Annotated in this window: 14 protein-coding genes and 3 pseudogenes; 8 read left to right on the top strand and 9 right to left on the bottom strand. The window is 73.5% G+C overall.

Annotated features, from left to right (window positions below):
- The first annotated feature begins 104 nt into the window (after positions 1 to 104).
- The 6 genes from MRQ36_RS20070 to MRQ36_RS20045 all read left to right on the top strand — a co-directional run bounded on the left by MRQ36_RS20070 (position 105) and on the right by MRQ36_RS20045 (position 5,747).
- Complete coding sequence (locus MRQ36_RS20070; protein WP_242797645.1) at positions 105 to 1,817, top strand: alkaline phosphatase D family protein; 1,713 nt, start codon at positions 105 to 107, stop codon at positions 1,815 to 1,817.
- A 14-nt stretch (positions 1,818 to 1,831) separates the two neighbouring features.
- On the top strand, positions 1,832 to 2,272 hold the full coding sequence (locus MRQ36_RS20065; RefSeq protein ID WP_242797644.1) for a MarR family transcriptional regulator: 441 nt from the start codon (positions 1,832 to 1,834) through the stop codon (positions 2,270 to 2,272).
- A gap of 124 nt (positions 2,273 to 2,396) precedes the next feature.
- A complete protein-coding gene (locus tag MRQ36_RS20060; RefSeq protein WP_242797621.1) occupies positions 2,397 to 4,016 on the top strand; it encodes an MDR family MFS transporter in 1,620 nt (539 codons plus the stop codon).
- Between the two features lie 5 nt (positions 4,017 to 4,021).
- Positions 4,022 to 4,516: a universal stress protein gene (locus MRQ36_RS20055; RefSeq protein ID WP_242797619.1), complete on the top strand. Its 495-nt coding sequence runs from the start codon at positions 4,022 to 4,024 to the stop codon at positions 4,514 to 4,516.
- Positions 4,517 to 4,568: 52 nt separating this feature from the next.
- Positions 4,569 to 5,099 (top strand): DinB family protein, encoded by a 531-nt coding sequence (locus MRQ36_RS20050; protein WP_242797617.1) that lies wholly within the window; start codon positions 4,569 to 4,571, stop codon positions 5,097 to 5,099.
- A 117-nt stretch (positions 5,100 to 5,216) separates the two neighbouring features.
- The gene (locus MRQ36_RS20045) at positions 5,217 to 5,747 is read left to right on the top strand and encodes a DinB family protein (RefSeq protein ID WP_242797615.1); all 531 of its coding nucleotides are present in this window, start codon (positions 5,217 to 5,219) and stop codon (positions 5,745 to 5,747) included.
- A gap of 182 nt (positions 5,748 to 5,929) precedes the next feature.
- Here the strand turns inward: MRQ36_RS20045 and MRQ36_RS20040 are convergent, their stop codons facing one another.
- The 3 genes and pseudogenes from MRQ36_RS20040 to MRQ36_RS20030 all read right to left on the bottom strand — a co-directional run bounded on the left by MRQ36_RS20040 (position 5,930) and on the right by MRQ36_RS20030 (position 10,652).
- On the bottom strand, positions 5,930 to 6,550 hold the full coding sequence (locus MRQ36_RS20040; RefSeq protein WP_242797613.1) for an HAD family hydrolase: 621 nt from the start codon (positions 6,548 to 6,550) through the stop codon (positions 5,930 to 5,932).
- A pseudogene (gene smc / locus MRQ36_RS20035) lies at positions 6,547 to 10,156 on the bottom strand (chromosome segregation protein SMC). Before smc ends, MRQ36_RS20040 begins: the two are co-directional and overlap by 4 nt.
- Before the next feature lie 301 nt (positions 10,157 to 10,457).
- Positions 10,458 to 10,652 carry a hypothetical protein gene (locus MRQ36_RS20030; RefSeq protein WP_007456482.1) on the bottom strand — a complete coding sequence of 65 codons (195 nt, stop codon included), beginning with the start codon at positions 10,650 to 10,652 and terminating at the stop codon, positions 10,458 to 10,460.
- Positions 10,653 to 11,009: 357 nt separating this feature from the next.
- Between MRQ36_RS20030 and MRQ36_RS20025 the strand changes: the two genes are divergently transcribed.
- Together MRQ36_RS20025 and MRQ36_RS20020 are read left to right on the top strand one after the other, a co-directional pair.
- Positions 11,010 to 12,170, top strand: coding sequence for a CAP domain-containing protein (locus MRQ36_RS20025; protein ID WP_242797611.1), 1,161 nt, complete (start codon positions 11,010 to 11,012; stop codon positions 12,168 to 12,170).
- A gap of 105 nt (positions 12,171 to 12,275) precedes the next feature.
- Complete coding sequence (locus MRQ36_RS20020) at positions 12,276 to 13,124, top strand: endo alpha-1,4 polygalactosaminidase (protein WP_242797609.1); 849 nt, start codon at positions 12,276 to 12,278, stop codon at positions 13,122 to 13,124.
- A gap of 122 nt (positions 13,125 to 13,246) precedes the next feature.
- Here MRQ36_RS20020 and MRQ36_RS20015 read toward each other — a convergent pair whose 3' ends face one another.
- From MRQ36_RS20015 to rpmF, 6 genes and pseudogenes are all read right to left on the bottom strand, one after another.
- A complete protein-coding gene (locus tag MRQ36_RS20015) occupies positions 13,247 to 14,749 on the bottom strand; it encodes an MFS transporter (RefSeq protein WP_242797607.1) in 1,503 nt (500 codons plus the stop codon).
- Positions 14,750 to 14,921: 172 nt separating this feature from the next.
- Positions 14,922 to 17,124 (bottom strand): annotated as a pseudogene (locus MRQ36_RS34485) (MMPL family transporter).
- 237 nt (positions 17,125 to 17,361) lie between these two features.
- Positions 17,362 to 18,219 carry a bifunctional DNA-formamidopyrimidine glycosylase/DNA-(apurinic or apyrimidinic site) lyase gene (mutM, locus tag MRQ36_RS20000; protein ID WP_242797603.1) on the bottom strand — a complete coding sequence of 286 codons (858 nt, stop codon included), beginning with the start codon at positions 18,217 to 18,219 and terminating at the stop codon, positions 17,362 to 17,364.
- Positions 18,220 to 18,365: 146 nt separating this feature from the next.
- Positions 18,366 to 19,079: pseudogene (rnc, locus tag MRQ36_RS19995) on the bottom strand (ribonuclease III); the annotation flags it as partial.
- Complete coding sequence (locus MRQ36_RS19990; protein WP_242801233.1) at positions 19,076 to 20,026, bottom strand: phosphate acyltransferase PlsX; 951 nt, start codon at positions 20,024 to 20,026, stop codon at positions 19,076 to 19,078. The gene MRQ36_RS19990 and the pseudogene rnc, both read right to left, overlap by 4 nt.
- A 132-nt stretch (positions 20,027 to 20,158) precedes the next feature.
- Entirely contained in the window at positions 20,159 to 20,332 is a 174-nt protein-coding gene (rpmF, locus tag MRQ36_RS19985) for a 50S ribosomal protein L32 (protein ID WP_088646032.1), read from the bottom strand.
- Between the last annotated feature and the right edge of the window lie 5 nt (positions 20,333 to 20,337).

The following is a 20,337-nucleotide window of genomic DNA, read 5'->3' as shown; positions in this document are numbered from 1 at the left end:
CCTCGGCACCCGGCCGAGCTGCGGGTACGCTCGCCGCTGGAAGGCGTACCGCAACCGCCGGCCGGGTAGGAAATGGCCCAAACGATCTTCGTCGGAGGTGCGCTGTGCCCAGTCCCCGCCTGCTCATCGGCCCGCTGTTGCGCCGGGTCGTCGACACGCGGGCGACCGTCTGGGTCGAGACCAGCGCGCCCGCCGTGGTCACCGTCCGCACGGCCGACGGCGCCACCGGCACCGCGCCGACCTTCTCCGCGTACGACCACCACTACGCGATCGTGGTCGTCGAGGGGCTCGCCCCGGACAGCAGCACCAGCTACGAGGTGCTGATCGACGACGAGGTCGCCTGGCCGGTGCCCGACAGCGGCTTCCCGCCCAGCGTGATCCGGACCCGGGCGGCCGACGACCGGGACCAGCCGGTGACCCTGCTGTTCGGCTCGTGCCGGGAGACCACCCAGCACTCCACCGCGCGCAAGCTGCCCCCGGACGCGCTCGACGCGTACGCCCGGCGGTTGATGGCCGACCCGCAGCCGGCCGCCTGGCCGGACCTGCTGGTGCTCCTCGGCGACCAGGTGTACGCGGACGAGACCTCGCCCACGGTGCGCCGGCTGCTCAAGCGGCGCCGGCGGCGGCCGAAGGGCGCCCCGGCCACCCAGGTGGTCAGCTTCGACGAGTACACCAAGCTCTATCTGGAGTCCTGGCGCGACCCGGAGATCCGCTGGCTGCTCTCCACCGTGCCGAGCGTGATGATCTTCGACGACCACGAGGTCATCGACGACTGGAACACCTCCGCGTCGTGGCGGGCGGACATGCGCGAGCAGCCCTGGTGGGCCGAGCGGATCCGCAGCGGGCTGGCCTCCTACTGGGTCTACCAGCACCTGGGCAACCTCAGCCCGGACGAGATCGCCGCCGACCCGCTCTACGCGAAGGTCACCGCCGCCGAGGACGCCACGGCGGTGCTGCACGAGTTCGGCGAGCGGGTCGACACCGAGGCCGACGTGGCGCACGACACCGAGCGCTGGCGGGCCGTGCAGTACCAGTGGAGCTATGCGCTGGACCTGGGCCGGACCCGCCTGGTGATGCTGGACAACCGGTCCAGCCGGGTGCTGGTGCCGGGCCAGCGGGCCATGCTGCCGCCCGGCGAGTGGTCCTGGTTCCTGGACCGGGCGCACGGCGTCTACGACCACCTGGTGGTGGGCGCCTCGCTGCCCTGGCTGCTGCCGCCGGGCATCCACCACGTCGAGGCGTGGAACGAGAAGCTCGCCGACTCCCGCCGGCCCTGGGTGGCGAAGGCAGCGGAGCAGATGCGGCGGGCCTGGGACCTGGAGCACTGGGCGTCGTTCAACCGCTCGTTCCAGGCGCTCGGCGAGCTCTTCGCCCGGCTCGGCAGCGGTGCGCCCGCCGCGCCGGGGGCCCGGGTGGGTGCCGGGCCGGCGTACGCGCCACCGGCGTCGATCAGCGTGCTCTCCGGTGACGTGCACCACTCGTACGTGGCCCGGGCCCGGTTCGCCGATCCGACCGTCCGGACACCGGTGCACCAGCTCACCTGCTCGCCGATCCACAACCAGGTGCCGGCGGGGATGCGCCCGCTGATGAAGCTGGGCTGGTCATCCGGCCCGGCGGCAGCCACCCGGGCGATGGCCCGTTCAGCCGGGGTACGCCGGCCGGTGGTGCGGTGGAAGAAGCTGGCCGGACCCTACTTCGGCAACGCGGTGGCCACCCTCACCCACCGGGGGCGGACCGCCGACGTGGTGATCGAGGGGACCACCAGCGACGGCCACCTCCGTCCGGTGGCGCGACGGCGGCTCGCCGACGACGCCTGAGTACGCTCTCCGCTGTGGACGACGAGCACCTGCCGGAGACCCTGCGCGCGGTCGAGCACGAGCTGACCGCGCTGCTGCGTCGCGGCCGGGCGCTGTCCTGGGAGATCGCCCGGGAGGTGCACCCCAACCTGGAGCCGAACGCCTACGGGCTGCTGCTCTGGCTGCGCCGGTCGGGCTCGATCCGGTTGACCGACCTGGCCACCAAGCTGGGCATCGGCAAGGGGACGCTCAGCCGGCAGATCAACGGCCTGGAGGGGCTGGGCCTGGTCCGTCGCGACCCGGACCCGGTCGACCGACGGGCCGCACAGCTCAGTCTGACCGAGGAGGGCACCCGCCGCTTCGACGCGGCGCGGTCGGCCCGGTTGGGGCAGATCCGCCGGACCATGGAGAGTTGGCCGAAGCAGGACGTCGAGGCGTTCGCCCGGCTGCTGCACCGGTTCAACGACACCTTCTGAGCGGTTCGGGGCCGGAACGGGCGGGAATAAGACCTGCACCACGTCCAGTTGTTGCTTGAGGCAACCAAGCCTTACGGTTGCCTGAGGCAACCCGTACCGACTTCTGCACCGGAGGCACCACCCGATGACCCAGGCGACAGCGCCCCCACGGACGGCCGCCGTCGAGATGACCCACCGGCAGATCCTGGAGGCCCTCTCCGGACTGCTGCTGGGCATGTTCGTCGCAATCCTCTCCTCCACGGTCGTCTCGAACGCGCTGCCGCGGATCATCACCGAGCTCAAGGGTGGTCAGTCCGCGTACACCTGGGTGGTCACCTCCACCCTGCTGGCGACCACCGCGACCACCCCGATCTGGGGCAAGCTCGCCGACCTGACCAGCAAGAAGATCCTGGTCCAGCTCGCGCTGACGGTCTTCGTGCTCGGCTCGGTGCTGGCCGGTCTCTCCCAGTCCACCGGGCAGCTCATCGCCTGCCGGGTGCTCCAGGGCGTCGGTGCCGGCGGGCTCACCGCCCTGGCCCAGGTGATCATGGCCACGATGATCACGCCGCGCGAGCGGGGCCGCTACAGCGGCTACCTCGGCGCGGTGATGGCCGTCGGCACCATCGGCGGCCCGCTGATCGGCGGCGTCATCGTCGACACCGACTGGCTCGGCTGGCGCTGGTGCTTCTACGTCGGCGTGCCGTTCGCCATCGCCGCCCTGATCGTGCTCCAGAAGACCCTGCACCTGCCGGTGGTCAAGCGGCCCGCGAAGATCGACTGGTGGGGCGCCACCCTGATCACCGCGGCCGTCTCGCTGCTGCTCATCTGGGTCACCCTGGCCGGCGACAAGTACGACTGGATCTCCTGGCAGACCGCCGTCATGGTGGCCGGCGCGGTGCTGCTCGGCGTCCTCGCCGTACGGGTGGAGAACCGGGCCGCCGAGCCGATGATCCCGCCGCGGCTGTTCCGCAACCGCACCATCACCCTCGCCGTGGTCGCCAGCATCGCGGTCGGCGTCGGCATGTTCGGCGCCTCGGTCTTCCTCGGCCAGTACTTCCAGATCAGCCGGGGCGAGAGCCCGACCATGTCCGGCCTGATGACGCTGCCGATGATCGGCGGCCTGCTGGTCGCCTCCACGGTCGTCGGCCGGATCATCACCAACACCGGCCGCTGGAAGCGCTACCTGGTCGCCGGCTCCGCCCTGCTCACCGTCGGCTTCGCGCTGATGGGGACGCTCCGCGCGGACACCCCGTACTGGCAGATGAGCATCTACATGGCGCTGATCGGCATCGGGCTCGGCATGACCATGCAGAACCTGGTGCTCGCCGTGCAGAACACCGTCGGCCCGCACGAGCTCGGCGCGGCCAGCTCGGTGGTCGCCTTCTTCCGTACCCTGGGCGGCGCGATCGGCGTCTCCGCGCTCGGCGCGATCCTCGGCCACAAGGTCAAGGGCTACATCGCCGACGGCCTGGCCGGTCTGGGCATCCCGAGCACCGGCTCCGGCAGCGGCGGCGTCCTGCCGAACGTGCACACTCTCCCCGCCCCGATCCGGGCCGTGGTCGAGTCCGCGTACGGGCACGGTGCCGGGGACATCTTCCTGGCCGCCGCCCCCTTCGGGCTGGTCGCCCTGATCGCGGTCTGCTTCATCAAGGAGATCCCGCTGCGCCGGCACAACGGTGACCCGCTCGCCGACCAGGTGGACGAGGAGTCAGGCGTCGCGGCCGGCGGCGGGGCGGCGGTGGTCCGCACCGGCATCCGGGACTGAGCCGGATGAGCACTCCGGTCGACGACCGCGAGGAGTACGGCCCGGAGGCCCGGCCGCTGCCGTACGAGCGCGGCACGGACGGGCCCCGGGTGGTGCTGGTCGGCGTGGACGGCACCCGCACCTCCGAGCGGGCCGGCTGGTACGCCGCCGGCCTGGCCCGCCGGCAGGGCTCCGCCCTGGTCGTCGTCTTCGTCAGCTCGCCCGCCGGCTTCGCCGCCCTGGTGCCCGGGGTGGACGCCGGGGCGGTGCAGCGCACCCACGACGAACTGACCGACGAGCTGCGCCGGGAGTGCCGGCGCGGCGCGGAGGAGTTCGGCGTGCCGGTGACGTTCCTGTGCCGGCGCGGGGACGCGTACACCGAACTCTGCCACGCGGCCGACGAGGCCCGGGCGGACCTGGTGGTGGTCGGCTCCTCCGAGCAGGCCGGGCACCGGCTGCTCGGCTCGGTCGCCACCCGCCTGGTCCGCACCGGCCGCTGGCCCGTCGTCGTCGTCCCCTGAGCCGGACGAATACCGGTCGCGGAGTGTCGGACCGGTCGGCAAGGATGCCCGGATGACCTGGAGAGCACCGGAGATCAACCGGACCAAGGAACAGACCAACGGCGACGAGCGCGCGTCCCTGGAGAGCTGGCTCGACTACCACCGGCAGACCCTGCTGCTCAAGTGCGCCGGCCTGACCGCCGAGCAACTGAAGACGCCCAGCGTCGAGCCCTCCGGCCTCACCCTGCTCGGCCTGGTCCGGCACATGGCCGACGTGGAGCGCTGGTGGTTCCGGATCCGGGCCGCCGGCCAGGACCTGCCCGGCATCTACGAGTCCGACGAGGACCCGGACGCCGACCTGAACGCCGTCGCCGACGCCGACGCGGAGGCCGACTTCGCCACCTTCGCCGCCGAGGTCGAGGCCGCCCGCGAGGCCGCCGCCGACCTGTCGCTGGACGACACCTTCCGACGTCCGCGCCGCGACGGCACCGCCGAGACCAGGAATGTCCGCTGGGTCTACCTCCACATGATCGAGGAGTACGCCCGGCACAACGGCCACGCCGACCTGATCCGGGAACGCATCGACGGCGTCACCGGCGACTGACGCCGCGCCTTTCCCGACCGGCCGTGGCGGCCCGGCTCAGCCCGGCCGCCCACGGCCGACGCCGTCCGGCAGCCCTGGACGCCGCCGATTGTCGGACCGGGCCGCGAGGATGCGCGCATGACCTGGAGAGCACCGCAGATCACCCGGACCACCGAACCGTACGTCGGCGACGAGCGCACCATGCTCGAAGGTTGGCTCGACTACCACCGGCAGACCCTGCTGCTCAAGTGCGCCGGTCTGACCGCCGAGCAGTTGCGGACCCCCAGCGTCGAACCGTCCGGCCTCACCCTGCTCGGCCTGGTCCTGCACCTGACCGACGTCGAACGGTCCTGGTTCCGTCGGTGTTTCGCCGGTGCGGACCTGCCCGACCTGTACGACTTCGACAGCGACAACGAAGCGGACTTCCACGCGGCGGCCGACGCCGACCCGCAGACCGCCTTCGCCACCTTCGCGACCGAGGTCGAGGCGGCGCGCGCCGTGACCGTGGGCCGGTCCCTGGACGAAACGTTCACGATGAGCCGCAGCGACGGCGCCACCCGCACCTTCAACCTCCGCTGGGTCTACGTCCACATGATCGAGGAGTACGCCCGGCACAACGGCCACGCCGACCTGATCCGCGAACGCATCGACGGCGCGACCGGCGACTGATGCGGGTCGGCGGACCGTGCTGCGGTGAACCGAGGGCCTACGACACCTCGCGGGCCTTGAGCCCGCCGATCATCCTCACCGGATCAGGAAACCGGCCCGACGGCTCATCCGAACCACGGGATCTCGCGTTTCCCCGACAACCAGATAATGGGATCTACCACATCCGGGGGCACCTCGGCCGGTCAGTACGCCAGCGCCGCCCGCAGGTAGCGCAGGTCGCCCGGACCGCCCCAGCGGTGCGCCGACAGACCCGCCACCCGGGCCCCGGCGACCGCCCGGGGCTCGTCGTCGACGAAGAGCACCCGGGCCGGTGGCGTCGCCAACGCCTCGCAGGCCGCCTGGAAGTACTCCTTCGCGGGCTTGTGCACCCCGATGACCGACGAGTTGACCACCACGTCCAGCTCGCCCACCAGCCCCAGCGTCGCCAGGTCGGCGTCGAGCTGGTCGGTGGCGTTCGTGCCCAGTCCCACCGGTACGCCGGCCGCCCGCACCTCGCGGACGAACGCGAGCACCTCCGGGTCGACCTCGCCCCGGTAGCGCTGCCACTCGGCCACCGCCTCCCGGGCCCGCCCGGCGTCGCCGACGGAGGGGGTGAGCGCGTCCGCCACGCTGCTCATCCACTCGGCGTGACTGACCTTGCCGACCAGCACCGGCTGGAGCACGTCCCACGACATGGCGATCTCGCCGAGCACCCCCTCGGAGAGCCCGTACGCCCGCTCGACGCCTGTGGCGACCGCCGGGTCCCACCTGCGCAGCACCCCGTCGAAGTCGATCAGAAGGGCGGTCGCGCGTTCCCGAGTCACTGGTCGTTCTCCTCGCCGCGGCCAGGCCGCTCGTCGTCGGCCCGGTTGAGCCGTTGGCTGATCACCTGGGTGACCCCGCTGCGCATGGTCACGCCGTAGAGCGCGTCGGCGATCTCCATCGTCCGTTTCTGGTGGGTGATGACGATCAGCTGACTCTTCTCCCGCAACTGTGCCAGCAGGGTGATCAACCTGCCCAGGTTGACGTCGTCGAGGGCCGCCTCCACCTCGTCCATGATGTAGAACGGGCTGGGCCGGGCGCGGAAGATGGCCACCAGCATCGCCACCGCGGTCAGCGACCGCTCGCCGCCGGAGAGCAGCGACAGCCGCTTGATCTTCTTGCCCGGGGGCCGGGCCTCCACCTCGACGCCGGTGGTGAGCAGGTCGTCCGGGTCGGTGAGGATCAGCCGTCCCTCGCCGCCGGGGAAGAGCACGGTGAAGACCTGCTCGAACTCCCGGGCGGTGTCCGCGAACGCGCTGGCGAAGACCTCCAGGATCCGGTCGTCGACGTCCTTGACCACGGTGAGCAGGTCCCGCCGGGTGGCCTTGAGGTCCTCCAGTTGCTCGGAGAGGAACTTGAAGCGTTCCTCCAGCGCGGCGAACTCCTCCAGGGCGAGCGGGTTGACCTTGCCGAGCAGGGCCAGTTCCCGTTCCGCCTTGGCGGCCCGCTTCTCCTGCACCGGGCGCTCGTACCGGACCGGCTCGGGCACCGGCAGGCCGTCCTTCTCGGCCGCCGCGACGTCCACCTGGGTGGGCGGGACGAGCTGGTCCGGGCCGTACTCGGCGACCAGGGTGGCCACGTCGAGGCCGAAGTCCTCGGCGGCCTTCGCCTCCAACTGCTCGATCCGCATCCGCTGCTCGGCCCGGGCCACCTCGTCCCGGTGCACCTGGCTGGTCAGCCGCTCCAGCTCCGCGCCGAGCCGCTTGGCCGCGCCGCGTACCTCCTGGAGCTCGGCCTCCCGCGCGGCGCGCTGCCGGGCGACGGCGTCGCGCTGCTGTTCGGCCTGCCCGATCGAGACGGTGAGCCGGGTCAGCGCCTCACGGGCGCCGCCGACCACGGCCCGGGCGATCGCCGCGCCGCGGGTGCGGGCCGCCCGCCGGGCCGCCGCGCGCTCGCGCGCGGACCGCTCGGCGGCGGCCTGCCGCGCCAGGGAGTCGGCCCGGCCGGCGATCGAGGACACCCGCTCCTCGGCGGTACGCACCGCGAGCCGGACCTCCATCTCGTTCTGCCGGGCCTGCGGCACCGTCGCGGCGAGCTGGTCCCGCTCCTCGGTGGACGGCTCGGCGTCGATCGGGGTGTCCTCGGCCAGCGCAGCCGCTCCTCCAGCTCGGCCAGGGCCAGCAGGTCCCGTTCGCGGGCCGCCTCGGCGCGGGCCCGCGACTCGCCAGCCGGTCGGTCTCCGCCTTTGCCGACCGGGCGGCGGCGCCCAGCTCGGCGAGCCGGCGGGCGGCGGCGTTGCGGTGGCTCTCCGCCTCCCGCTTGGCGGCGGCCGCGTGCTGCACGGCCTCCTTCGCCACGGCCACCTCGGCGCGCGCGTCGACGAGCTGTTCGCGCAGCTCGGCGCCGGTCCGCTCGGCGGCGAGCCGGTTGGTCCGGGCCTCCTCGACGGCGGCCTGCACCTCCAGATAGCTGGGTGCCTTCGCCGACCCGCCGGCCGCCGCGTACGCCCCGACCACGTCCCCGTCGGGGGTGACCGCACGCAGTTCCGCGTTGTCGGCGACCAGTTCGGCGGCGGCGGCGAGGTCGTCGACGAGCACCACGTCGCGCAACGCCCGGTGCACGGCCGGGCGGATCTCGGCGGCGCACTCCACCAGGTCGGGTGCCCAGCGGGCGTGCTCGGGCAGCTTGGGGCGCAACGCGTCGGCGGGGCCGTCCATGCCGGGTCCGGCGGGGCTGCCCACCAGCAGGCCGGCCCGGCCGGCGTCGGAGATCTTCAGCAGTCGCATCGCCTCGACCGCCTCGTCGACGCCGCTGACCGCGACCGCGTCGGCGAGCCCGCCGAGCGCCGCCGCCAGCGCCGCCTCGTGGCCGGGGGCGACGGTGAGCAGCCCGGCCAGGCTGCCGAGCAGACCCGGTACGTCACCGGCACGGGCCAGCAGGGCGCCCGCGCCGTCCTTGCGGCGCAGGCCGAGGGCGAGCGCCTCCTCGCGGGCCTTCCAGGTGGCGGCGTCCTTCTCGGCGGCGCGCTCGGCGTCGGCGAGCGACCGGACGGCGGCCTGGGCCTGCTCGTGGACGCCCACCGCCTCGGCGTGCCGGGCGTCCAGGTCGGCGTTGTCCCGGTCCGCCTCGGATGACTGCTCGGCGACCGCGTCCAGCTCCGCCTGCGCCTGCTCGGCCCGGGCGAGCGCGTCGGTGTGCGCGGCGGCGAGCCGTTCGATCTCCTCGCCGGCGCTGGTGGTCCGCGCCCGGGCCGAGTTGACCTGGCCGGTGAGCCGGGCCAGCCCCTCCCGCCGGTCGGCGATCGCCTTGGCCGCGGCGACCAGCTCCCGCTCGGCGGCGGCCAGCTGGCGTTCCAGCTCCTGCCGGTGCTCGACCGCCTCGGCGAGCCGGATCTGGTCGTCGGTCAGCGCCGCCCGCAGCTCCTCCTCCTGCTCGCGGACCCGCTGCGACTCGGCCTCCAACTGGTCGGGGTCACGGCCGGGGCGCTCGTCGTCCGGGGTGGCGCTGAGGTGGCGCAGCCGCTCCCGGGCGAGCTGCTCGATGGAGCGGAACCGCTCCGACAGGGCGGAGAGCTTGTACCAGGTGTCCTGGGCGGCGGCGAGCAGCGGCGCGTCCTCGGCGAGGGCGGCCTCCAGCTCACCGAGGCGGGACTGCACCTCGCCGTGCTCGGCGTCGAGCTCCTCGCGCCGCTCGCGCAGCGCGGTCTCGTCGGCGATCTCCTTGTCCAGGGTGGTCCGCAGGGTGTGCAGGTCGTCGGCGAGCAGCCGGAGCCGGGCGTCGCGCAGGTTGGCCTGGATGGCGGCGGCCCGGCGGGCCACCTCGGCCTGCCGGCCCAGCGGCTTGAGCTGGCGGCGCAGCTCGGCGGTGAGGTCGGTCAGCCGGTTGAGGTTCGTCTGCATCGCGTCGAGCTTCCGCAGCGCCTTCTCCTTGCGCTTGCGGTGCTTGAGGACGCCGGCCGCCTCCTCGATGAACGCCCGCCGGTCCTCCGGCTTGGCGTGCAGCATGCCGTCGAGCCGGCCCTGCCCGACGATGATGTGCATCTCCCGGCCGATGCCGGAGTCCGACAGCAGCTCCTGGATGTCCAGCAGCCGGCAGGTGTCACCGTTGATCTCGTACTCGCTCTCGCCGGAGCGGAACATCCGGCGGGTGATGGAGACCTCGGTGTACTCGATCGGCAGCGCGCCGTCGGTGTTGTCGATGGTGAGGGTGACCTCGGCCCGGCCCAGCGGAGCCCGGCCGGCGGTGCCGGCGAAGATGACGTCCTCCATCTTGCCGCCGCGCAGCGCCTTCGCGCCCTGCTCGCCGAGCACCCAGGCGATGGCGTCGACGACGTTGGACTTGCCGGAGCCGTTCGGGCCCACCACGCAGGTGATCCCCGGCTCCAGCTTCAGCGTCGTGGCGGAGGCGAAGGACTTGAAGCCCTTCACCGTCAGGCTCTTGAGATGCACCTTCTCGATCCTCGTCCGGTGGCCGCCGTACCGTCGCCGGCTGCGCGGACCTGGTGAACCCGCAGACTAACCCGGGAGTGCCGACACCCCGGTACGCGACCCACCTCGCGCGGTTCGGCGGATCGGCGGCGGGCGGCAAGATCGCAATTAGCGGCGCGCCGCCGGGCGCATTGTTTCCGGCCGGCACGCAAGATCGGAAATGTGGACCGGAGAATTGTCCGGACAGAGCTGCGCGCCGGCACTTTCAGTGTCGGCGCGCGATTTCCTGGTTGGTGCGATTCAGTTTTCTGACAACCGGTGTTCAGGTCAGCGCGGGCTCGGCCAGTCGGAGGAGGTCGTCCGCCTCCGCCGCAGCCGCCGCCAGCCGATCATTGTCGGCACGCAGACGCGTGATCTCGAACTCCAGTGCCTGAACCCTGGCACGCAGTCGGGTGACCTCGTCGAGCAGACGCCGGTCGGGCGCTGCACCTACGTGGCCGTAGAGGGCCTTCGCCATGCTGACTCCTTGATATGCGCTGCCGGAAAGGCCGGCCAACGCGCGCCCTGGTGTTCGCGGCTCTCATGCCCGACGATATGCGGGCATGACCGGGCGCGACTGGCGACACCTATATATTGAGCCGAGAACCCCTCCTTCGTCAAGTTCCCGCAGGCCGTAGATCATCTCCACGTCGACCTGACCACTTGTCGGGGGGCTGCCACAAGGCGCGGACACGCTCTGTCCGGACGCCTTTACTGTACGCCCGGCATTGTGGTTGCGGTCACGTCGCGAGTCGACTTCGCCTTAACTCTTTCTTAGCCACGTTGCCGCAGCTCTCCGCCCACCCGTAGCGTCACCCCGGCCCGCAACCCACCCATGGAGGCGACAGGCGTGTACGGCTGGACCGACCCGATCGACCCGGACGGCGCTCCCCGGCGCCCCGAGCCCCCGACCGACCAACCGCCGGCGTGGCTCACCGACCGACCGGAACCGCGGTCGTCGTACCTCTTCGGGGACGAGCCGCAGCAGCCCACCGAGCCGCCCCGGTGGCAGTCGGAGCCGACCGGGCAGCTGCCGCCCCCGGTGGCGCCCTTCGAGCGGGCCGCGCACGACCGGACCGGTGAACTGCCCTACCCCGTGGCGCCCTTCGAGCGGGCCGCGCACGACCGGACCGGTGAACTGCCCTACCCCGTCGCGCCCTTCGAGCGGGCCGCGCAGGACCGGACCGCTCCGGTGGACCTGGCCGCCGTACGGGCCACCGGTGCGGACGGGCCGGCCGACGGGCGGCACCGCAACGGGCGGCGCTTCCCCCGTCCACTGCTGATCGGCGGGGCCGCCGCCGCGGCGACCCTCGTGGTGAGCCTGGGCGTGGGTGCCCTGGTGCTGCCGGGGAGCGACCCGCGCTCCGACACCACCACCGTGGACGACACCGTCGCCGCCGCCCCGGCCGTCCCGGACGCCTCGTCGGCACCGGCCGACGCGCTGGCCGCCCCCTCGCCGACCACGTCGCCGAGCGCCGCGAAGCCCAGCCCGTCGCCCAGCCGGACGGTCAAGCCGGCGCCCAGCCGCACCACCGCGCCGTCGCGCAACCTGCCCCGCAGCTCCGCGCCGAGCACCACCACCAAGGCGAAGACCACCTCCACCGGCACCGGCATCACCGCCGAGCTGCAGAAGGTCGTCGACCTGGTCAACGCCGAGCGGGCCAAGGCCGGCTGCAAGGCGCTGAGCGTCAACAGCAAGCTGATGACCGCCGCCCAGCGGCACAGCCAGGACCAGGCCGACCACCGGACCATGTCGCACGACGGCAGCGACGGCAGCGACGTCGGCCAGCGGCTCGACCGGGTCGGCTACGCCTGGCGCGGCTACGGCGAGAACGTCGCCTGGAACCAGCAGACCCCGGCCGCGGTGATGGACGCGTGGATGAACAGCCCCGGTCACCGGGCGAACATCCTCAACTGCTCGTTCACCCAGATCGGCGTGGGCGTGGCGCGGAGCAACGGGCCGTACTGGACGCAGGACTTCGGCACGCCGCGCTGACCGCGCGTCGTCCGGGGCGGCGTCGTCGTTCAACCGGGTGAGGGAGGTACGGGCGTACCTCCTCGGGCGGCCCACGGGGCCGCCCGCGACCCGGGAGAACTGCCGATGCGGAACCGGCTGCCGTGGCCCGTGCCGCCGGGCCGGCCGGCGCGGGTCGTCCGGCGCGGAGCGCGCCGGACGGTGGCGCTCGGGCTCGTCCTGCTCACCCCGCTGGTCGCCTGCCGGGCCGAGCCCGCGACGCCCACCGCCTGGCCCGCCGGGTCGGTCCGGAGCTGGCAGTGGCAGCTCACCGGCCCGGTCGACGTGACCGTCGACGCGGACGTCTTCCTGCTCGACCCGGTGACGACCACCACCGCGGAGACCGCCGCGCTCCGCGCCCGACACCGCCGGCTGGTCTGCCAGGTGCCCGTCGGGACGTACGCGGGGACCGACCCGGACGCGAACCGCTGGCCGGTGGCGATACGCGGCGCCCCGGTCGCCGGCCGGCCGGGCAGCCGCTGGCTGGACGTACGACGGTGGGACAGTCTCGCCCCGGTGCTGGCCGACCGGTTCCGGCTCTGCCGGGGCAAGGGCTTCGGCGCGGTGGCGCTCAGCGACGCCGACGGGTACGCCCACCGCCCCGGCTTCCCGGTCACCTTCGACGACCAGTTGCTGGTCAACCGCCGGCTGGCCACGCTGGCCCGGTCGCTCGGCCTCTCCCCCGGTCTGGTCGACGCCGTGCCGCAGGTGGCCGCCCTCGCGCCGGACTTCGACTTCGCGGTCAACCAGGAGTGCGTACGGCGGCGGGAGTGCGCCCGGCTGCTGCCCTTCGCCGACGCCCACAAGCCGGTGCTGCACGTCGAGTACACCGGCGACCCGGCCACGTTCTGCGTCACCACCGTCGGGTACGGCTTCGCCTCCATCCGCAAGGACCGCAGCCTGGACGCGTGGCGGGAGTCCTGCCCGCTGCCCTGACCGGACGACCCGGGCGGCCGGGAGCCGGCGCAGCCGGTGGGGCGGGCGGTGGGCGTACCGGAGAAAAGGGTGACGCCGCCCCCGCCGGGGCGGGCGGGGGCGGCGTCGGGACGGGACGAAGGTCAGCCGGTGGTGGCGGCCGGGGTCGGCGTGCCGGACCCGCCGCGCTGCGCCGGGATGTCGCCGTGCTCGGCGCTGAGCGGCGTCGCCAGGTCCTCCAGCGACTTCCCCTCGGCCTTCACGCCGAGCACCAGCTCGACGATGCCACCGATGATCATGATGCTGGCACCGATCACGAAGGCCAGCACGGTGTCGCCGACCTTGCCGCTACCGACCAGCTTCGAGAAGAGCAGCGGGCCGGTGATGCCACCGGCGGCGGTGCCGATCGCGTAGAAGAACGCGATGGCCATCGCCCGGGTCTCCATCGGGAAGATCTCGCTGACGGTCAGGTAGGCCGCGCTGGCGCCCGCCGAGGCGAAGAAGAGCACCACGCACCAGCAGGCCGTCATGGTCACCGCGCTGAGCACGCCGGAGTGGAACAGCCAGGCGGTGCCGAGCAGCAGCACCCCGGAGCCGATGTACGAGCCGGCGATCATCGGCACCCGGCCGACGGTGTCGAAGAGCCGGCCCAGCAGCAGCGGGCCGAGCAGGTTGCCGACCGCGATCACCGCGAAGTAGTAGCCGCTGTTGCCCGGCGGGACGTCGAAGAAGGTCTGCAGGATCTGGGCGAAGCCGAAGGTGATCGCGTTGTAGAGGAACGCCTGGCCGATGAAGAGCGAGAAGCCCAGCACGGCCCGCTTCGGGTAGCGGGCGAAGAGCGTCTTCGCGATGTCCAGGAAGTTGGTGCTCTTGCGCTGCCGGATCTCGATGTAGCTGTCGGCCTCGGCGAGGTCCTTGCCGGTCTCCCGCTCGACCTCGGCCTCGACCGAGTCGACCAGCTTGTTCGCCTCGTCGGCGCGGCCGTGGATGAACAGCCAGCGTGGGCTCTCCGGGACGTGCCGGCGCACGATCAGGATCACCACGCCGAGCACCGCGCCCAGCCCGAACGCGACCCGCCAGCCCAGGTTGGTCGGCAGGCCGTTGAGCAGCGGCACGGTCAGCAGCGCGCCGATGGCCGCGCCCAGCCAGAAGGTGCCGTTGATGATGATGTCGATCCGGCCCCGGTGTCGCGCCGGGATCAGCTCGTCGATCGCCGAGTTGATCGCCGCGTACTCGCCACCGATGCCCATGCCGGTCAGGAACCGGAACAGGAAGAACCACCAGGTGTCGAAGGAGAGCGCGGTCATCGCGGTGGCGACCAGATAGAGGCCGAGGGTCAGGAGGAACAGCTTCTTGCGGCCGAACCGGTCGGTCAACCAGCCGAAGAAGAGCGCACCCGCACAGGCGCCCGCCACGTAGAGCGCGGCGGCCAGGCCGGTGACCTGGCTCTGGCTGATGGCCAGGCCGCTACCCGGCTCGGCGAGCTTGCCGGACAGGTTGCCGACGATGGTCACCTCGAGCCCGTCGAGGATCCACACCGTGCCGAGGCCGATCACGATCATCCAGTGCCAGCGGGACCACGGGAGCCGGTCCAGCCGGGCCGGGACGTTGGTCCGTACGGTGCCGGTCCGCACGTCGGTGCTCATGACGCGCTCCGGGGGGAATCGGGGGTTGCCGGGGCGCTACGACGGGCCGCCGGCTCCAGCTGTTCGTCCATGGCGGCCCAGATGCCCAGCCGCCAGGTCCGCTAATCCTGTCTGTGACGGCGAGGGCCCCGGTCGATGCCCGAGGCGTCGACCGGGGCCCTGCCCGCACCGCTCAGCGGGCGCCGACCAGCTCCGGGGTGGGCGTCGGCGGGTCGGCGGGCGGCACGACCGCCCGGGGGCGCAGGAACCGCGGCGCCCACCAGTTGGCGTCACCGAGCAGCGTCATCACCGACGGCAGCACCACCGCCCGGATGATCGTGGCGTCCAGCAGGATCGCGGCGGCCAGACCGATGCCGAGCTGCTTCATGTCGATCGTGCTCAGCGAGGCGAAGATCGCGAAGACCCCGACCATCACGACCGCCGCGCTGGTCACCACGCCCGCCGACGAGGTGATCCCGTACGCCACGGCGTCGCGGTTGGTCATGCCGGTGCGGATGCCCTCGCGGATCCGGCTGACCACGAAGACGTGGTAGTCCATGGAGAGGCCGAAGAGCACCACGAAGAGGAAGAGCGGCAGCCAGGAGACGATCGCCCCCATCGAGGTGAACCCGAGCAGCCCACCGGCCCAGTCGCCCTGGAAGACCAGCACCAGCAGCCCGTACGCGGCCCCGGCGGAGAGCAGGTTGAGCAGGATCGAGGTGAGCGCCACCACCACCGACCGGAACGTCAGCACCATCACCAGGAAGGTCAGCACCAGCACGAAGCCCATCACCAGGGGCAGCTTCTCCCGGATGTGCGCGGCGTAGTCCTCGCTGTCGGCGACGCCGCCGCCGATCGCGTACTCGATGCCGGGGACGCCGCGCAGCGCGGCGGGGGCCAGGTCGTCGCGGAGCCGGTGCAGCGAACGGGTCGCCTCGTCGGTGCGGCTGGCGTACGGGGTCGCCACCTCCAGCACCGACACCCGCCGGTCGGCCGACACCATGATCTTCGGGCCGTCCCCTCGGCCGGCGCGAAGATCGGCTCGGCGGCGGCCCGCCCGGCGAGGTCGGTGAGCGCCGCCCGCACCCGGTCGGCCTGCGCGGCGGGCGCCCGCACCGCCACCGTGTGGGTGGTGCCGGTGCTCGGGAAGGCGGCGGTGAGCCGGTCGTACGCCTGCATCGCCGGCGTGGTCCGGGGCAGGTCCTCCATGCCGGGGAACTTCAGCTTCATGCCCAGCGCCGGCGCGGCCAGGGCGAGCAGCAGCCCCACCGAGACGACCAGGGTGGCCAGCGGCGCCCGCAGCGCCGGTCGGAGCACGGCCGGCCAGAACCGCGGTCCCCGCCCGGTACGCGGCGCGGTGAGCCGCCACAGCAGCGGCACCCGGGGCCGGTCGACCCAGCGGCCCAGCTTGGCCAGGAGCGCCGGCAGCACGGTCAGCGAGCCGGTCACCGCGACCGCGACCACCAGGATCGAGCCGACGGCCAGCGACGAGAAGACCGCGTCGTTGGCGAGCAGCAGCCCGGCCATCGAGATGATCACGGCGAAGCCGGAGACCACCACGGCGTGCCCGGAGGTCTCCGCGGCGATCTCCACCGCGGCCAGGCCGGAGCGGCCCTTGGCGCGTTCCTCCCGTTCCCGCCGCACGTAGAAGAGCGAGTAGTCGACGCCGACGGCCATGCCGATCAGCAGGATCACGCTGGACGTGGTGTCGGTGGCCGGCACCAGGTGCGAGGCGAGGGTGGAGAGCCCCATCGCCGCCGCCACCGAGCTGAGTGCGAGCAGCACCGGCACGCCGGCCGCGATCAGCGCCCCGAACGCGATGATCAGGATGGCCAGGGTGACCGGCAGGCTGAGCAGCTCGGCCCGCTTGAAGTCCTTGCCGAGGGTGTCGTCGAGGGCCCGGCTGATCGACGGGCCGCCGACCTGTTCGATCCGCAGCCCCGGGTGCGCCGCCTGGACCTGCGCGGTGGCGTCCCGCAGCGGCTGCACCCGGTCGGCGGCGGTCTCCGGGTCGCCGGACATGGTGACCGGCACCAGCAGCGCGGTGCCGGCCCGGGACGGCACCGGCGTGCCGACCGAGGCGACCCCGGCGACCTGCCGCAGCCGCGCCGTCGCGTCGTCGGCCGCCGCCTTCGCCGCGGCCGGGTCGAGCGTCCGGCGCGCGGCGTGATCAGCACGTTCTCCACGGCCGGCTCGCCGAAGTTCCCGTCGGAGACGATCAGCTGGGCGCGGCCCGTCTCGCCGATCGCCATGTCCCTGTCCGTCGCCTCGGTCAGGCCCGCGGCGTTGCCGCCGACGAAGCACACCGCCACGAACACCACCCAGAGCCCGATGGCCCGCCACGGGTGCTCCGCACTCCACCGCGCCAACCGCACCGTCACCGGTCTTCTGCCCATGCCCGCCGATCCCCCTCCTCGCGCCGGTCCTGCACCGACGGTGCTGACGCTAGGCAGGGCGGCGGGCCCGGACATCGGGGATCGGCCCCGGCTCGTCCCCGATCCGGGAAGCACCGGCCGGCCGGTCCGACCGGGGTCGGCCAACCGGACAGAAAGGACTTTTACCGGTACGGACCCGGGGACGCGCCGGGAGCGTCGGCCGAGGCACACCGGCGCAACCCCGAGCCGCCGTCGGGGTCAACCCCGGAGGGTCCCCCGGGGCCGCGGCTGGCAGCGCGGGCAGCTGTACGACGACCGGTTCATGAACGCCTCCCGCCGGATCGGCGCACCGCACCGCGGGCAGGGCTCCCCCTCCCGGCCGTACGCGTTCAGCGACCGGTCGAAGTAGCCGCTCTCGCCGTTGACGTTGACGTACAGCTCGTCGAAGCTGGTGCCGCCCTGCTTGATCGCCTCACCCAGCACGTCCCGGACGTGCCCGAGCAGCCGCCGGGCGGCCGGGACGGTCAGCGCGTCGGTGGGCCGGGCACCGTGCAGCTTCGCCCGCCACAGCGCCTCGTCGGCATAGATGTTGCCCACCCCGGAAACCAGGGTCTGGTCCAGCAGCGCCCGCTTCACCTCGGTACGCCGCCGGCGCAGCGCCGCCACGAAGGCGTCGTCGGAGAACTCCGGGTCCATCGGGTCCCGGGCGATGTGGGCGATCTCGGCGGGCAGCTCCGCGCCGCCCGCGGAGACCGACAGCCCGCCGAACGTCCGCTGGTCCACGAAGCGCAGCTCCGGACCGTCGTCGGCGAACCGGAACCGGACCCGCAGGTGCAGCTCGTCGGCCGCGCCGACCGGCTGGAGCAGCAGCTGGCCGGACATGCCGAGGTGGCCGATCAGGGCGTCCCCGCTGTCCAGCGGCAGCCACAGGTACTTGCCGCGCCGCCGGACGTCGGTCACCGTCCGGTCGGCGAGCACGTCGGCGAAGTGCGCGCCGCCCGGGGTGTGCCGGCGTACGGCCCGGGGGTGCCGCACCTCGACCGAGGCGATCCGCCGGCCGGTCACCCACTGGGCCAGGCCCTGCCGGACCGTCTCGACCTCGGGCAGCTCAGGCACGGCCGGCGCCGCCTCGGCGGCGTCCGCCTCCACCCCGGCCTGCGCGGCGGTCTCCGCCCGCTGTGCGCGGTCGCGTCCGCCTCCGCCTGCGCGGCGGCCTCCGCCTCGGCCTGCGCGGTGGCCTCCGCCTCGGCCTGCGCGGTGGCCTCGGCCTGCTCGGTGAGCATCCGCCAGGCCGACTCGGCGGCCCGCTGCTCGGCCTCCTTCTTGCTGCGGCCGTCCGCGCCGCCGTAGCGGTTGCCGGCCACCACCACCCAGGCGGTGAACGTCTTCAGGTGGTCCGGCCCGGTGCCCTCGATCCGGTACTCCGGAACGCCCAGCCCCAGCGCGGCGGTCAGCTCCTGGAGGCTGGTCTTCCAGTCCAGGGCGGCGCCCCGGCCGGCCGACTCCGCCATCAACGGGTCGAAGAGCCGGTGGATCACGATGGCGGCGGTGTCCAGGCCGTACTGGAGGTAGATCGCGCCGAGCAGCGCCTCCAGGGTGTCGGCCAGGATGCTCGCCTTGTCCCGCCCGCCGGTGCTCTCCTCGCCCTTGCCCAGCAGCAGGTACGCGCCGAGCCCGTCCGGGCCCAGGCCGCGCGCCACGTCGGCGAGGGCGCGCATGTTCACCACGCTGGCCCGCAACTTGGCGAGCTGTCCCTCGGCCAGGTCCGGGTGGTTCTGGAACAGCGCCGTGGTGATCACCACCCCGAGCACCGAGTCGCCCAGGAACTCCAGCCGCTCGTTGGTGGGCAGGCCACCGTTCTCGTACGCGTACGAGCGGTGGGTCAGCGCGCGCTCCAGCAGCTCCGGGTCGAGCGACACCCCGAAGGCCGCCTCCAGGTGACTGACGGGAGCCCGTCGCCGCTTGTCGTTCGTCATGGTCCTACCTCGTTGCCGTGTGCGGGATCCTGCGGAATGCCGTCGAGCAGGCCGGAGATCAGGTCGGTGGCCCGCCGTCGCCACAGGTGGGCGGCGAGGGCGATGCCGGAGGCGACGTCGTCGGGTCGGGCCGCGCCGTGGCACACGACCACCGTGCCGCAGACGCCGAGCAGGGCGGCCGCCCGGGGGGCGCCGCCGCTGGCCGGTGGTCCGCCGGCCATCGCGTACGCGCCCTCGATCGCCTTGAGCAGCACGTTACCGGTGAAGCCGTCGGTGACCACCACGTCGGCGCGGGTGCCGAGGGCGACGTCGTACCCCTCGACCAGGCCCACGTAGCGGGCGCCGCAGGGCAGCGGCGCGGCAGCGAGCATGGGATCGGCGGCGCGGCGCAGGCGGTCGCCCTGGCCGGCCTCGGTGCCGACGGAGAGGAGGCCGACCCGGGGCGCGGCCACGCAGTGCGCCACCGCCGCGTAGGCGGCGCCGAGGACGGCGTGCCGGGCGAGGGTGGCCGCGCGGGGCTCCAGCGAACCGCCCACGTCGAGCAGGACCACCGGGCCGGCGACGGCCGGCAGGGTGGCCACCAGGGCGGGCCGGCGCACGCCCGCCCACCGGCCCAGGCCGAGCGCGGCGGCGGTGACGGTGGCGCCGGTCGAGCCGGCGGAGACGAGTGCGTCCGCAAGACCGTCGCGGACCGCGGTGACCGCCGCGCGGACGGTGCTGTGGCCGCGGGCGGCGACGGGATGGTCGCCCATGCCGACGACGGTCCGCACCGGGCGGACCGTGATCCGGGCGCGTTCGGCCGGGTCGAGGGCGTCGATCAGCCCGCCGGCCACCTCGGCGGGGCCGACGAGCAGCAGCTGCAGGTCGGGGTCGGTACGCACCGCCCGCAGAGCGCCGTCAACCACGACGTCGGGAGCATCGTCCCCGCCGAGGAGGTCAACGGCGATCCGCGCGGTGCCCGGCTCCGTCGACCCGTCGACCGCGTCGCGGTCGGCGTCGGAGGGAGCCGGGACACCGGGGGACTGCCAGGGTGCGCGCGCCACCCGACCCACGGTCGGGGGCGTCACTCGGCGTCCAGGTCAGACCTCGAGAACCTGGCGGCCGTTGTACGTGCCGCAGACGGAGCACGCCGCGTGCGGCAGCTTCGGCGACTTGCACTGCGGGCAGGCCACGGTCGCGACCACGGCCGCCTTCCAGTTCGCCCGGCGGGACCGGGTGTTGCTGCGCGACATCTTGCGCTTGGGGACGGCCACGGTTC

Source organism: Micromonospora sp. R77 (assembly GCF_022747945.1).
In the GTDB taxonomy this organism is placed as follows: Bacteria; Actinomycetota; Actinomycetes; order Mycobacteriales; family Micromonosporaceae; genus Micromonospora.
This window is presented reverse-complemented; position numbering and strand designations above follow the sequence as displayed.